This window comes from Paenibacillus sp. B46(2026), assembly GCF_056786355.1.
In genome coordinates this window covers 4,940,796-4,955,944 of sequence record NZ_CM165907.1, presented here as the reverse complement: position 1 = coordinate 4,955,944, position 15,149 = coordinate 4,940,796, and the positions used below count along the sequence as shown (strand labels likewise).

At 47.3% G+C, this 15,149-nt stretch carries 10 protein-coding genes; 8 read left to right on the top strand and 2 right to left on the bottom strand.

Annotation, left to right across the window (positions count from 1 at the left end; genetic code table 11):
- Positions 1 to 104: 104 nt before the first annotated feature.
- Together AC1S8V_RS22185 and AC1S8V_RS22180 are read right to left on the bottom strand one after the other, a co-directional pair.
- A complete protein-coding gene (locus AC1S8V_RS22185; protein WP_482070790.1) occupies positions 105 to 884 on the bottom strand; it encodes a hypothetical protein in 780 nt (259 codons plus the stop codon).
- A gap of 301 nt (positions 885 to 1,185) precedes the next feature.
- The gene (locus tag AC1S8V_RS22180; RefSeq protein WP_482070789.1) at positions 1,186 to 1,548 is read right to left on the bottom strand and encodes an iron-sulfur cluster biosynthesis family protein; all 363 of its coding nucleotides are present in this window, start codon (positions 1,546 to 1,548) and stop codon (positions 1,186 to 1,188) included.
- A 289-nt stretch (positions 1,549 to 1,837) separates the two neighbouring features.
- Here AC1S8V_RS22180 and AC1S8V_RS22175 point away from each other — a divergent pair, with 289 nt between their 5' ends.
- The 8 genes from AC1S8V_RS22175 to AC1S8V_RS22140 all read left to right on the top strand — a co-directional run bounded on the left by AC1S8V_RS22175 (position 1,838) and on the right by AC1S8V_RS22140 (position 15,024).
- Entirely contained in the window at positions 1,838 to 2,866 is a 1,029-nt protein-coding gene (locus AC1S8V_RS22175) for a LacI family DNA-binding transcriptional regulator (RefSeq protein ID WP_036617286.1), read from the top strand.
- A 180-nt stretch (positions 2,867 to 3,046) separates the two neighbouring features.
- A complete protein-coding gene (locus AC1S8V_RS22170; protein ID WP_482070788.1) occupies positions 3,047 to 4,318 on the top strand; it encodes an ABC transporter substrate-binding protein in 1,272 nt (423 codons plus the stop codon).
- Positions 4,319 to 4,420: 102 nt separating this feature from the next.
- Positions 4,421 to 5,308 carry a carbohydrate ABC transporter permease gene (locus tag AC1S8V_RS22165; RefSeq protein ID WP_036668619.1) on the top strand — a complete coding sequence of 296 codons (888 nt, stop codon included), beginning with the start codon at positions 4,421 to 4,423 and terminating at the stop codon, positions 5,306 to 5,308.
- A complete protein-coding gene (locus AC1S8V_RS22160) occupies positions 5,301 to 6,146 on the top strand; it encodes a carbohydrate ABC transporter permease (protein WP_036617294.1) in 846 nt (281 codons plus the stop codon). The genes AC1S8V_RS22165 and AC1S8V_RS22160 overlap by 8 nt, the downstream gene beginning before the upstream one ends.
- A gap of 139 nt (positions 6,147 to 6,285) precedes the next feature.
- The gene (locus tag AC1S8V_RS22155; protein WP_482070787.1) at positions 6,286 to 7,734 is read left to right on the top strand and encodes a glycoside hydrolase family 30 protein; all 1,449 of its coding nucleotides are present in this window, start codon (positions 6,286 to 6,288) and stop codon (positions 7,732 to 7,734) included.
- Between the two features lie 393 nt (positions 7,735 to 8,127).
- Positions 8,128 to 11,256 (top strand): beta-galactosidase, encoded by a 3,129-nt coding sequence (locus AC1S8V_RS22150; RefSeq protein ID WP_482070786.1) that lies wholly within the window; start codon positions 8,128 to 8,130, stop codon positions 11,254 to 11,256.
- 548 nt (positions 11,257 to 11,804) lie between these two features.
- Positions 11,805 to 13,139 (top strand): AbfB domain-containing protein, encoded by a 1,335-nt coding sequence (locus tag AC1S8V_RS22145; protein ID WP_482070785.1) that lies wholly within the window; start codon positions 11,805 to 11,807, stop codon positions 13,137 to 13,139.
- 40 nt (positions 13,140 to 13,179) lie between these two features.
- The gene (locus tag AC1S8V_RS22140) at positions 13,180 to 15,024 is read left to right on the top strand and encodes an RICIN domain-containing protein (RefSeq protein WP_482070784.1); all 1,845 of its coding nucleotides are present in this window, start codon (positions 13,180 to 13,182) and stop codon (positions 15,022 to 15,024) included.
- The last annotated feature ends 125 nt before the right edge of the window (positions 15,025 to 15,149 follow it).

Below are 15,149 nucleotides of genomic sequence, written 5' to 3'. Positions count from 1 at the left end.
GGAGACTTTGTTAATTACATACCGACTTCGCATAATAATCACCCTTTTTAAGAAGATACTATAAGGAGGCGGAAGTAACGCCCCCTTTGAGGATATTTTATAACTCAAAATGTGTAGAAGTATCTCCCTTTAAATGAGAGAGAAGAAGACCATTTTAAATCAAAAAGTTCTACACCTGTTTTCCAAATATCTAATGTGGCGTCAGGCAGTGCTCCATTATCTCTTTTTGTTACATTCGCAAAAACATTATTATCTAAGTTGCGTGCATCCAGAACTTGCTCATACTTAGGATTATCTATGTCTCCTCTAGTTGCAGCATCCCCTTTTTTCAGAGTATTACTATTTTCACCAGTTGTATCAGTAAAATTAGTAAATCGTCCTTCACCAAGTACGGTACTTGATGTTATTGTAATTTTATTATTGTTATCTCCGTAAGTATAGGTACCGGCTGCTTTTCTAGTATCTCTAGGCAGTGCTTTATACGCAGCTAATGCAAAGGCATTTTCTTGAGGGAAGACAAATTCCTTTATGTAGCCTTCGCCATCATAAATAACTCTCAGCCCTGGCTGAGGAAGCGGGTTTTCAATTTTATAAACAGGTAAGTTTTGTGCTTCTTCTTTAATTTTTCTAACGAATTCTTCTTCAAATCTTAGTTGCTCTAGATCTATTATTGGTGCAATCTTTTGTATAGTTTGGCTTTGATAGATGGAAGGTAATGTTACTGGTTCCCCTTGATCAAGAATAACCATTTGATTGGTGCCGTCATACTCTACTACGGTTCCTGGCTGCATTCTAGTAGGGATTATACTTAAGTCTTCCGAATAAGCATAAGAGGAAATGCTGCCAACGAATAAGGATGCAGTAACAAATAAAGCTGTAACCACTTTTTTTATTTTGATCTTCCTTTCAAATTTTAGTATATTTGAGAGCTGGCCAGCTGTTCAAAATGCTATCTATTATGTTAATATTTGTTAACTTATTGTAGTATAATAACAAATTACAAAATAAGTAAATATATAAAATATAATATAATTTACATATGTATTGTGAGTGCAATTTTATATTCAATTATTTAGAACCAACTAAGAAAGTTTAGGACTATAGAGTTCCAATACCTATAAAAAACCTCCCGTCCCGCAGATGATCTGGGATTGGGAGGTTTTGATTATAGTGCTGATTCAACGTTTATCGTACAAACCATCCGGTGGGCTGAGGGGCTACGTCTGCGGTATCTCGTAAATCATGGACTTTGACGTTGCTGCCATAGATCATGGAATCACTGCTCAGTCGGAACGAAGGGAAACTGTGCTCGGATTGCAGACGCAGACAGGGTTCAAAGTAAATCTGCTGCTGTTTGTTGATTACAAATGGAAGCGAACCTGCTTCTACAGTAACATCATCGCTATCCAGGTCGTTCAAGATCAGAAGTACGGCAATTCCGTCACAACCACATCCATCGGTATCATAAAACAATTTGAAATAGCCCGGTCGATCGCCCAGCTTTTCAGTAAGTCTTGCTTCTGCCAGCGGACTGACTTGAATGATCATGACGTCGTTCACACTCCTCTAATCTCCAATGAATTCGCTTACAATTTAATATATGGACCATAAACGCAGATTAGAAGGTGAAATAAAGAAAAGCAAACATGTCCTGTGAAAATATTGACGCTAATGAGTAACGCATTTAACAATTCACGTATGAATGTCATACCCGGAACTTCTATTGGTCCAGTGTGAAATCATCCGTCCGCCAATGAAACCCATTTCATCGCCATTCCTTATCTGGTATGATAAGCAGGGAAAACAGGGAAAATTAGAGAAAAAGGAAGGTTCCGCTATGACACCGATCACCATATACGACATCGCCAAGGAAGCAAACGTATCTGTAGCGACAGTCTCCCGAGTGCTGAATGATACGGCACCTGTGCGTGCAAGCACCAGGGAGAAAATTATGTCCATCATCGAAAAACACCAGTTTCAGCCCAATGCGCAGGCACGCAGTCTGATCAAGAAAGAGACGGGCACCATTGCCATCATCCTGCCGGACATTACAAATCCTTTCTTCCCGGAAGTGTTCTGGGGTGCGGAGAATGAGGCTCGCGGATTGGGGTATACCTTCTTTCTGTGCAATACCGCAGGCGACTACAACAGGGAATCTGAATATTTGTCCATCCTGCGAGAGAAGCGGGTAGACGGGATTATTTTTCTCGGCGGGCGAATCAACATGCAGGTCTGTCCGGATGACATGGCTCAGGAATTGATTGATATGGGCAAACGTATGCCAATCGTGCTGGTAAATGGCAATATCGCCAAAGGCGGGTTCCACCGGGTGTACACGGATGAAGGGGCAGGGGCAGCACTTGCAGCCGAACATTTGCTTGAACTGGGGCATCGCGATATCGCCTTTGTCGGCGGGCTGAAAGAGTTATCCACCACCATGGTCAAGGTCAGAGCTGTGCAGAAGAAACTTCGTGAACATGGGCTCGAAATACCAAAAGAACGGCAACTGCTCGGCAGCTTCTCCATCGACGACGGCAAACGTGAGATGTCCAAACTGCTGGATCGTGACAATCCACCCACCGCAGTCATCTGTGTCAATGACAACACGGCGATTGGTGCCATCAAGTCAACGATTGAGCATGGACTGTCGATTCCGAAGGATATATCCATTGTGGGTTTTGATGATACGCCGCTCGCCAGTGCCGTTATACCGGAACTGACAACCGTATCCCAGAACACGTATCAGCTTGGCAAACAGGCTGTGGACGTGCTGCATGAGCTGATTAACCAAGGCAAACCGAAGAAGCAGATCATTCTGCAACCGGAGCTAATTGTGCGTCAAAGTACAGGACCTGCTGCAAGATAAAGGGCCTGGTTTCGGAAAAGAAAGCGTTGACATTTCCTTGAAGGGTGAAATATAATGAGTGCGTAAATGAAACCCCTTTCATAAAGTGGAACGGGTTTTATGTTTCAGCTTAATGAAACCCATTTCATGAAACGGGTTTCATTGTAGTCATCCATTCATTAGTTCAAGGGGGCGTAACGTATGAGAAGAAGTCTTAAGGTCATTTCGTTATTGATGCTGGTCATGGTAATGGGTCTTACAGCTTGTAGCAGCGGGAGCAACAGCGGTTCTTCCGGCGAGTCTGGTGGCAAGGTTGATTTGAGCATGACGATCTGGGGCTCGGAGGATGAGAAGAAGATTTATCAGGAGCGACTCGACATTGTGAAGCAGACGTACCCCGATATTAACGTGAAGCTGAACGTGGTTGCAGGGGATTATGACCAGAAGGTACAGACGATGATCGCCGGGGGAACAGCGCCGGATATCATGATGATTGCCGAGAACTATCAGGCTTACGCCTCCAAGAATCAGATTATACCGCTGGACGATATGATTCAGGCGAACAATGTGAACATGTCCGAACGTTATTCCGACGATATTGCAAACCTGATGAAGTATGATGGCAAGCAATTCGGTTTGCCGGATCGTGCAGGCGCGATGGTCCTCTTTTATAACAAAGATCTGTTCGACAAGGCTGGAGTGGAATACCCAACCAAAGATTGGACGCAGGACGATCTGATGGCGGCAGCTCAGAAGCTGACGGTGAAGGAGAATGGCAAAACGGTGCAATGGGGTTACTACCCAGGCAGCTGGTGGCCGCAATGGATGCAGCTCATTTACCAGAACGGTGGCTCACTGTTCGATGAGAGCGGTAAACCGACCTTCAATACAGAGCCTGTGCGTAAAGCATTACAATTCATGAATGACCTGACCTTCACACATGGTGCGGGACCAACACCAACCGAGATTGCGGACATGGGGAATATCGGAGCCGATCCGCTGTTCGCGCAAGGCAAGATCGCCATGGAAACGACAGGGTTTTGGAACATCGGTTCACTTGCCAAGGTGGAGGGCATTAACTGGGATATCTCTCCGGTATGGGGTGAAACGAACGCATTCTTTAACGGTTTAACCATTACGAATGCTTCCAAGCACAAGGAAGAAGCATTCAAGGTCATTGAAGCAATGACGACACCTGAAGCGCAGATGCCGATGGTCAAAGCCGGTCAGGATGCTCCTGCAACGAAAGCGGGTCTGTCCAGTGATGAATTCCTGAATGCCGAATATGGCGGAAAGAAAATCAACATGGCTGCGTTCAGTGAATCGACGATCTATGCAGAACCGTTCAACCCGCAATGGAACGAAATGATGAAGCTCATTAACGATAAGCTGGGTGTGTACTTCAACAACAAAGCCTCGCTTGATGATACCGTAACTGAAATCCAGAGTGGACTGGAAAGACTCTATAAATAGAGGTTCTTACTGAACATGCACAAATAGCAGCGACAGGAGGACAGATGGAATTCGGCGTGAATGCGGGTTCCATCTGCTCTCTGCGTCATGGGAGGGCTTAACGTGAGAAAAAAGGACGGGAAATGGTTCTATATCTTCATCTCGCCTTGGCTGATCGGGTTTCTGGGGCTGACACTGGGTCCGATCCTGTTTTCCATCTATATGAGCTTCACGAATTGGGATCTGTTCCAGTCCCCTGAATTCATCGGTATAGACAATTACAAAACGCTACTGACCGATGATCCGATCTTCTGGAAATCCGTCGGCAATACATTCTTCTATGCCCTGATATCCATTCCGCTGGGCATGTCGATCTCGCTCTGGATTGCATATTACCTGAACAAAAAAATCAAAGGGATCACCTTCTTCCGTATTCTGTTCTATCTGCCTTCCGTTGTTCCGGTGGTTGCGAGTTCATTGCTCTTCATCCACTTGCTTGCACCGACGGAAGGATTGATCAACCAGGCACTTGCGATCTTCGGTATTCAGGGTCCTGCCTGGCTTCTTGATCCGAACTGGGTTAAGCCTGCATTGATTCTCATGTCCTTATGGGGTGTGGGTGGTGGCGTGGTATTACTGCTTGCAGGTATGAAAGGCATTCCACAGGAGCTGTACGAGGCCGCTGCCATCGATGGGGCGAAGAGTACACAGTCGTTCTTCCATATTACATTCCCAATGCTGACGCCCGTCATCTTCTTCAATCTCGTGACTGGCATGATCGGAGCGCTTCAGACCTTCGCACAGGTATTCATCGTCACTGCCGGGGGACCTGACAATTCAAGTCAGATGGTTGTTCCGTACTTGTTCCAGAATGCGTTCCAATTCTACAAAATGGGATATGCATCGGCGATTGCCTGGGTACTATTCATCATCATCATGGCGTTGACACTGGTTGTATTCCGTTCATCGGCGCTATGGGTGCACTACGAGGAGGGAAAAGCCAATGAGTAATCCATCGACTGTGGAGAAGACGATATCCTATATTTTTCTGATTCTGGTCGGGGTGTTGCTTGCTTCGCCTTTCCTGTACATGATCTCCATTGCACTGGCAAGTGACGCAACAACCGTCAAGTCAGCCTTTACCTTCGTTCCAATGGAGTTCCAATGGTCGAACTTTTATACCATCTTCACGAATAACAATCTTGGCACATATCTTAAAAACTCGGTCATCATTACTATCTTTACGATTGTTGGATCGGTATTATCAGCTTCAATCGTATCCTACGGCTTTGCCCGAATCAAGGCAAAAGGCAGCCGTTTCCTGTTTATTGTGTTGCTCAGTACGATGATGATTCCGGGTGAGGTGACGATGGTACCGCAGTTCATCATCTTCCGTCACCTGGACTGGATTAATACATTTTACCCGCTGATCGTACCAAGCTTTTTCGCCGGAGCGTTCAACGTATTCCTGATTCGGCAGTTCGTCATGAGTATTCCAAAATCACTGGATGAAGCCGCCATGATCGACGGTATGGGACACCCGGGAATCTACTGGAAGATCATTATGCCACTGACTTATCCGATACTTGCCGCCATTGCGATCTTCTCATTCTCCTATAACTGGGGTAACTTCATGGGGCCGCTCATCTATATCAATGATCCGGAGAAAATGCCGCTGGCACTCGGAGTGCAGCTGTTGACTACGGTAGGTGGTGGGCAGATGCCACCTTGGAACCTTGTTATGATTGCTTCCCTGTTCCTCACCATTCCGATGGTGCTGGTATATCTGTTCGGACAGCGTTATGTCTATGAGGCCAACATTAGCGGCGGAAGCAGTGGAATCAAGTAACAGAAGGTGTCTGTAGTGGGTGTATGTACTGAACCTGACGTTCAAGGTCAACGGAGTAATCAACGTACATGGAGAAAGGATTGTTTAGCCCATGGCGCATAAAGAACAACGCAGCAGAGGCAAAAGGAGTTATATCCTCATGAGTGTCGCCCTGATTGCCCTGCTGGCAGGAGGAGGAATTGTTATCAATCATTTTGCCAATAAATCATCCAAAACACTTGTATTCCAAGAGGAACCGGTACGTCTGAAGCTGGATCAGTCCTATGATCATTTTGAAGGTTGGGGTACGTCACTTGCCTGGTGGGCCAACGATCTTGGTGGATGGAAGGATCAGGCGAAGGTTAGTGAAGTGATGGATCTGGTCTTTGATCCGGGGAAAGGGTTAGGTCTGAATATCGTTCGTTACAACATTGGCGGCGAGGAAAATCCGGAGATGAAGGCCCTTCGTCCCGGCGGGGATGTACCTGGCTTCCAGCCTGAACCTGGAGAGTGGGACTGGGATGCCGATGCAGGCCAGCGGGCTGTATTACAAGGCTCGATGGAGCGCGGGGTGAACATTGCCGAAGCATTCTCCAATTCACCACCTTACTGGATGACGATCAGTGGATCAGTTACTGGAGCCGTGGATGGCAGCAATAATCTGCGTGAAGATCAGTATGATGCATTTGCCGATTATCTGACCGAAGTCGTGAAGCATTATCGGGACGAGCGGGGAATCACCTTCCGCACACTGAATCCGCTCAATGAGCCTTCCTCCGACTGGTGGAAGAAGGGCAATATGCAGGAAGGCAGTCATTTTACGAATGAGAAACAGGCCGAGATTATCAAGAAAGTCGCTGCATCGTTGAAGAGCAAAGGACTGGATGGAACCGTCATTAGTGCCGCAGACGATAACAGCATTGATGAGACGGTGTTTAATTTCAATCTCTATGATCAGGACACGCTGGACGTAATCCAGCAGATCAATACCCACTCCTATAATGGTAGCAAAATGGAAGAGCTGCGCACATTGGCAGAACGCCATGGCAAGAAGCTGTGGATGTCCGAGTACGGAACAGGCGGCAGTGAGCCGCACAGTCATGAGGATATGACCTCAGTACAAGAGCTGGCAGAGCGGATCATGTTCGATCTGAAAATCATGCAGCCATCCGCCTGGGTATACTGGCAGGCCGTTGAAGATGAAGGCGCCAATAACAATTGGGGCTTCATTCATGCCAATTTTAACGGAGAAGAACAGTATGAGATGACCAAGCAGTATTATGGCATGGCCCAGTTTACAAAGTTCATTCGTCCTGGTGCGACAATTATTCCAACGGATGGTGGACGCACGCTGGCTGCCTATGACGCAGAACGTCAGAGACTGGTGCTGGTAATTCGTAATGAATTGTCAGCGGGTACAACGACGTTTGAACTGGAAGGGTATGCGTATGGAAAAACATCCACCGCTCAGGTGTATCAGACTTCACCGGATCGGAACATGGAACAGCTTGAAGACATTCCGGTGTATGCCAACGGACTGGAAGTGCCTACGGCGGATAATTCCATCACAACGGTTGTACTGGAAGGCGTGACGTTGCAGGGGAACTGATAACAGCGATTGGAAGGATTCTGTCATCGTAGTGCCAGTGTAGATCATCTTTCAGTTTAACGAATTTGGTTCACCTTATATTTTAAAAGAGTTACAGGACATATGAAACTATATAAATTGAACTAATCATTTACACAGAAACGGAGAGGACAGAAAAAACCTGAAAAAGCGAAGCGTTCGCCTACAAGCTTTCTGCAAGAAAGCTACATCGGAAGCATACGCTATCCCCGGATTTTCCCTTTGAGAAAAGGGAATCAAAAAAATCTGGGGATAACAGCGATTGGAAGGTTATTCTGTCATCGGAGTGCCAGTGTAAACATTCATTAGTTGAACTTATATTTTAAATGAATCACAGGACATATGAACCTAAATAAAGAGAAGGAGGGGATATCTTTGACAGAGAAAGCATCCCTTTTGCTGCAAGAACAGGAGAAGAACATCGCCAGGGCTGAGAACGGTGTTCAATCCGAATTAACATACGATGCACGCAGTTTTTTCCTAAACGGAGAGCGTGTATTTCTGAACAGTGCAACGATCCATTATTTCCGTATGCCGAAGGAGGAATGGCGTGAGGTTCTGTTGAAGGCGAAGCTGGCAGGCATGAACTGCATTGACACCTACTTTGCGTGGAACGTGCATGAACCGGAAGAAGGACAGTGGTCCTTCGATGGGGACAACGATTGCGGTGCATTTCTGGATCTGTGCGCAGAACTGGACATGTGGGTCATTGCGCGCCCGGGTCCGTTTATCTGTGCAGAATGGGATTTTGGCGGTTTTCCATACTGGCTCGGTACGAAGGATGGCGTGAAATTTCGGGAAAACAATGAGACGTATCTGCATTATGTGAATTTGTATTTTGACCGAATTGTGCCAATTATTCGGGAGCGCCAGTTATCAGCCGGGGGCACGGTCATTCTCGTTCAGGTGGAGAATGAATACGGGTATCTGATGGATGACGCTGCTGCAAGTGACCATATGAATACGCTGAGGGATGGATTGTTGGAACGTGGCATTGACTCTACGCTAATTACTTGCGTTGGCGGGGCGGAAGGCACGATTGAAGGGGCTAATTTCTGGTCGGGTGCTGACGGGCATTATGAGAAACTTCGAGCCAAACAGCCGGACACCCCGAAGATGGTCACGGAATTCTGGACCGGATGGTTCGAGAATTGGGGAGGAACTTCGGCCATTCAGAAGACGGCGCCTTTGCTGGAGAGACGCATCATGGAGATTCTGCGTGCCGGGTATACCGGAATCAGTCATTACATGTTCTACGGTGGCACGAACTTCGGTGGATATGGCGGTAGAACGATGGGTAGCAGTGATATCTTCATGATTACGTCTTATGACTATGATGCACCGCTGAACGAATATGGACGAGTGACGCCGAAATATGCGGTGACTAAGAATCTGTCTTATTTCGTCCATGCTTTCGGGGCCCTTCTGATGGAAACAGAGGAAATTCCAGAAGAGCAGATCGTTGTACGTCATCCTGAAGGCATATCCGTACGAGGCAGACAGGCTGACAACCAGAAGATTTGGTTCCTGGAGAGTCACAAGGATGAACGCGAGACGGTGCACATTACGCTGGAGGAAGGCCGGACTCTTCCCGTATCGCTGAATCCGGGTCAGATTGTTCCGTTGCTGGATCGAGTACAGATTGCTGAACACGTATACCTGACTGCGGGTACGATGATTACGGGCAATGAAATGATAAATGGAGAATTGACCTTGTTCATCGTGGCTTCTGCAGGACAGCGTTCTGTTGTTGAACTGGAAGCAGGGTCATTGAGCGTCACGGGTAGCTCGGTGCAAGTGCTAGTCGAACATGATTCGGCAAGGAACGTACACCGCCTGGATCTGTTTCATTTCCAAGAGCCGGGAATGATCCAACTGGAAGCAAACAGCACACCGATCCGTTTCATGATTCTAGATCAAGAGACGATGAATCGAACATGGCGATTGGAAGCAATAGAACAGAAGGGACTGCGTTATGCAATAGGCTTCGATGACGTGGACGTGTTGCCATCTGGTCAGGTCAAAGGCATGATCACTGATCCAGATCGCATGATTACGCTACTTGGTGACTGGACCGATGGAGAACGGACGTTAACAGGTAACGAGTTCCTCGCCAGCGAGGTGAATAGTGTGCAGTACGATGTGCTGAATCCAGAGGGACGCAATACACCAACTCCATCCACTCCACAAGCTGTACCGGGTCGGCCTGGTCAAGAGTCCATCGCTGGAATACAGCAGCATCCATGGACATCGCCAATTGCGCCGACATTGCCTAATTCTCCTGAGCTCTCACGTGTTACGTTAACCGCGAAGCAGCGCTCGGCGAGTGCACAACCGGAGGACTTTTCCCGGTTTGGACAAGATTTTGGTTATCTATTATACGAATGCGATTTCGAGAGTCCAACCGAAGGAATCACCAGTCTCATTTTGCCGGATATCCAGGATACCGCCAGAATCATCGTTAATGGTGTTCAGCAGGCATTAGTGCGTCAGGTAGGTGCCGCAGCTGTGCAGTTACAAGTAGCCCAAGGGAAGAACACACTTCAGATCCTGGTGCAGCATATGGGCAGATTGAACTTCTCTCCACATCTGGGTGAGAGCAAAGGTCTGGCTGGTGCTGTGTATCTGGATGGCAAAGTTCAGGATATTCGTCGGGATTGGTGTACGGAGAGTGGACTTGTGCATCTTGATGAGGTGAACTCTATACATGGGGCGCCACTTATCAGCAGAAGCTTTAAGTTGGATGGCATGGATCGGGCAATTCTTGTGGGTGCACTGAGCAAAGGTCTTCGTATCAACGGCATCGAAATTCCAATGGAAGGATATCAGGACTGGTTTGCCTTCCAGACGCTGGACATATCCCTCTATATCAAGCCGGGAGAGACGAATACACTGGAAATGCCGTATAGTCGTTCACCGCTGAATCGACTGGAACTGATCACGTATCCGAGTGAGGGAGAACTGAAGGATTGGCGTATGGCAGGGACGGATGCATTGCTTCCGCAACAATGGGAGAGATACGAAGCAGTGCAAGGAACGGTCCAACGTGGAGTACAGGGGGCAATCGAGCGTGCAGCACACCCTGGTACCGCCGAAGGTGGCAATTCAAGTGCCAATCGGGTAACCCATAACTCGGGTGAATCGGTCAATCGTGCTACGTTGAACGAGAAGTCTTACCCTGTATCCAACCATGATCCGGTCCAAGGCTCGTACGGTCAGCCTGTCTGGTACCGCTGGCGTTTCACCAAGCCTACTATTTCCGAGCACCATAAGGTGAACCTGATGCTTCGCCTGACCGGGATGAGCAAAGGAACCATTCACCTAAACGGACATCATCTGGGCCGTTACTGGCAGATTGGTCCGCAAGAGGATTACAAGATCCCAGTAGCCTGGCTACAGGAAGAGAATGAATTACTTTTGTTCGATGAAGAAGGTAGAACGCCAGAACGGGTACGATTCCTGTTGGATGCGTTATCCCGTTATCCGTGGGTTGTGGTGGAGTAGTTCATGTATTGATCGTTAGCTGTCTTACCGATCCAACTATGGTTGGAACAATAACTGGATCGAGATAGTTCGAGTTGGACGCAGCATTCTTTAGAAATGAGTCCTAGTACAACCAATTCACATTAGTATGGCAGAGATAAATCAACTAGAAATAGAATGGGTTTAAAAATAGCAGCATACAACGCAACATTTCACCTTTTACCACAGTCACACTACCTCATTTTCTTAGTCAAAATAACCCGGGTTCGTGAATCTTTGGATTCAGTCTTGTGAGTGAATTAGGCTAAGGGAATGGGGGAACTGTGATGATCAGGTCTGTACAATGAGTAAAGGTAACACTTGTAACTTAATTAATTGTAACCGTTTACATAAAAGGTGTTTGTTCATCCATGATCTGTGAAGGGAGTGATGCTTCATGTAATTGGAATTTGAACAGGTAGTCGTAAGGTGTGCTGATAGAGGGATGACTCCAAGATAACGTTTATTCGGCCTAGGGTATGTTAATTCTAATTAATTTTCCATTAAATCATGGGTAAGGAGATGACCTGATGTTAACGAAAAGGAAAGACACAGCAAGAGGATTCAGCGGTTTCAAGTTCGGGATGATTCTGCTGCTCGGAACATTACTTCTATTAACGATGTTATTGCCAAGCACAGCCAGAGCAGCAACAAGTGTCTATACGATATCCGCCTTTACGAACACAAGTGAGTCCAATATGTATATCTATGAATCTTATGATGCGACCCACTATGGTTTGCTGAAAGGGCCAGCCTATACACCTCCGGCCGATCTGATCCGCGATCCCAGCATCATGAAGCACACAGATGGTCTATATTACGTCGTCTACACCACGAACTGGTCGGGTAATACCATCGGTATCGCCTCCAGTCCGGATAAGGTGAACTGGACGTTTGTCCGTAACATTACATTATCCACTCCTATCACGATTGCACACACATGGGCTCCGGAATGGTTCAAAGACAGCAACGGCAGTCTGAACGTTATCGTGTCCCTCTCCCCAGGCAACTATGAGAATTTTAAACCTTATGTCCTCACCGCTTCAAGCAGCAATCTGGCGTCCACCTCATGGTCGGCACCTACTGAACTGGCAGGGATTGCTCCCAATTATATCGACACTTTTATCGTGAAGACAGGCTCAACCTATCATGCCTTTACCAAGAACGAAACCACCAAATACATTGAATATGCGACATCCACTTCGCTAACAGGTCCTTATACCTTTAAAGGCACAGGGGATTGGGCCGGTTGGGGATCTTGGGTGGAAGGTCCGACGCTTGTTCAGCTGGATAATGGTTCATGGCGAATCTACTTTGACGGCTATGCAACACAAAAATATTATTACAGCGACTCTGCTGACGGTTTCCAGACCTGGGGTGCCAAGCAAGAGATTGCGGGTCTTACCGGACTCGTCCGGCATATGACCGTATTGAAAGAATCCGAACAGCCTGGCGATATCCGCAAGTTGGAGTCATTCAATGTACCGGGCAGCTTCATTCGTCACTACAACTATCAGGCACGGATTGATGCGAGTGTCAGTCCGGCGGAGGATGCACAGTTCCGTATTGTTCCCGGGCTGTCGAATGCAACAGGTATTTCGTTTGAGTCCATGAATTATCCGGGTTATTTCCTGCGCAATAATAATGGCAGCATTACACTCGTGAAAAATGACGGCAGCGCTACGTTCCGAAATGACGCCACGTTCAAACGTGTGAATGGACTTGCTAACGCCAGTTGGACTTCGTATGCCTCGTTTAGTAACCCGAACCTGTACCTGAGACATTACAATAATGTACTGAAATTGGAAGCTGTCGTTACTGCACTCGATAAGTCAGACGCGACCTTCCGAGAGGTTGCACAATAATTGGTGTTCGTGTTTCGAAAAATTCTAAGGAGTGAAGCGGATGAAGTGGTTAAAACGAATGAGCTCGCTGCTGCTGGCAGGAAGTTTGCTTACAGGCAGTTTGGGTCTGGACAATGAGGTATCTGCCGCAGGGGCTTACACGGCTGTTGCCGATCCATCGAAGCAATATCAGACGATGGAGGGGTGGGGGACATCGCTCGCGTGGTGGGGCAAAGTGGTTGGAGAATATTCCAATCGGGATGAGTACGTGGAGAAAATGTTCAACGCAAATACCGGACTCGGTCTGAACATCCTGCGGTACAACATTGGAGGCGGGGATAATCCATCGTCCAATATCCTCGAATATCGCAAAGCCGTTCCTGGCTACCAGCCTTCTCCCGGCGTGTATGACTGGACTGCAGATGCGAACCAGCGTTATATGCTGCAAGCTGCCAAAGCGCAGGGTGTAAACGTCATTGAGGCTTTTGCCAACTCGGCACCCTACTGGATGACGATCAGTGGCAATGTGTCCGGTTCGGCCAATGGTGGTAACAACCTCAAGCCCGATTACTACGATGATTTTGCCGATTACTTAACCGAGGTTGTGAAGCATTTTCGGGATAACTGGGGAATCACATTTGATAGTGTAACTCCGCTGAATGAACCGATCTCGACGTGGTGGAAGCAGGGCAATGACCAGGAGGGCATGCACTTTGACCGGGCGGATCAGAACACGATTCTGAGTCAGGTACAAGCTTCGTTGAATGCGAAAGGCCTGTCCACGAAGCTGAGCGCACCGGAAGAATACAGTATCGATGATACGAATGTGTCATTCAACAGCTACAGTAGTGCGGTTAAATCATCCATTAGTCAGATCAACACACACACGTATGGCGGAAGTAATCGAACTGCCTTGCGCAACACAGCGACGTCTGCGGGCAAACATCTGTGGACCTCGGAATATGGAGATGGGGATGCAAGCGGACTTACGATGTCACGTACCATCCTCAAGGATATTCGCAATATGGGTGCGAGTGCGTGGGTGTATTGGCAAGCCGTGGATAGTGCAGAAGGATGGGGATTCTTCAAGAACGTGTTGAACAATACACAAACGACCAGTTACACCGTGAACCAAAAATATTATGTCATGGGCAATTACAGCAAATTTATTCGTCCTGGATACAAGATTATCGGCATGAGTGATGCCAATACCCTTGCAGCCTATGATGCAGCTTCCGGCAAAGTTGTGCTGGTTACAACCAATTCGGAATCGACGGATACAACGGTAACTTATGATCTCAGTCGTTTTACTAACACAGGCACATCTGCTCAAGTATATCGGACCTCTTCAACAGAGAAATTGCAGCAACTGACCAATATTTCGGTGCAAAACAAAACCTTTACCGCCACGGCCAAGGCCAACTCGGTCACAACCTACGTCATTTCCGGTGCATCTTATAATGGTGGTACCGGATATGAAGCCGGGGCCATCTACAAATTAATCAACCGTAACAGTGGACTTGCACTCGATGTTAACGGTGCTTCTTCTACGGGTGGGGCAACGATCATTCAATGGAATGATAATGGAGCAGCCAACCAGCAGTGGAAGCTGGAGTCGGCAGGTAACGGATATTACAACATCCGCAATGTAGGCAGTGGCCTTTTATTAGACGTGAATTCGAGTTCTACACAAGGTGGAGCCGCTCTGATTCAGTGGCAGGATAACGGGGGCAACAATCAGCAATGGCTGCCCATTGATGTGGGAGGATATGTGGTACTTGCGAATCGAAACAGTGGCCTGACGGTTGACATCAATCAAGGTTCTCTGACCGCAGGTGCTTCCACCATTCAGTGGGCCGACAATGGCGGAGCCAATCAGCAATGGAGCCTCGTCAAAGTTAATTAGTGTGAGTGGGCATGAATTAACGTTCGTACGTGTCCTTCTTTCTTGGAGGTGCAGTGCTCTAAGCAACACTGCACCCTCTAAGAAAGTAGCTGTTTTATACATACATATGTTCATGTTCATTCAGC

What these genes read in the sequence shown, in the direction of transcription:
- AC1S8V_RS22180 (WP_482070789.1), bottom strand. Translation starts at nt 1,548, where the DNA reads ATGATCATTCAAGTCAGTCCGCTGGCAGAAGCAAGACTTACTGAAAAG.
- AC1S8V_RS22175 (WP_036617286.1), top strand. Translation starts at nt 1,838, where the DNA reads ATGACACCGATCACCATATACGACATCGCCAAGGAAGCAAACGTATCT.
- AC1S8V_RS22170 (WP_482070788.1), top strand. Translation starts at nt 3,047, where the DNA reads ATGAGAAGAAGTCTTAAGGTCATTTCGTTATTGATGCTGGTCATGGTA.
- AC1S8V_RS22160 (WP_036617294.1), top strand. Translation starts at nt 5,301, where the DNA reads ATGAGTAATCCATCGACTGTGGAGAAGACGATATCCTATATTTTTCTG.
- AC1S8V_RS22155 (WP_482070787.1), top strand. Translation starts at nt 6,286, where the DNA reads ATGAGTGTCGCCCTGATTGCCCTGCTGGCAGGAGGAGGAATTGTTATC.
- AC1S8V_RS22145 (WP_482070785.1), top strand. Translation starts at nt 11,805, where the DNA reads ATGTTAACGAAAAGGAAAGACACAGCAAGAGGATTCAGCGGTTTCAAG.
- AC1S8V_RS22140 (WP_482070784.1), top strand. Translation starts at nt 13,180, where the DNA reads ATGAAGTGGTTAAAACGAATGAGCTCGCTGCTGCTGGCAGGAAGTTTG.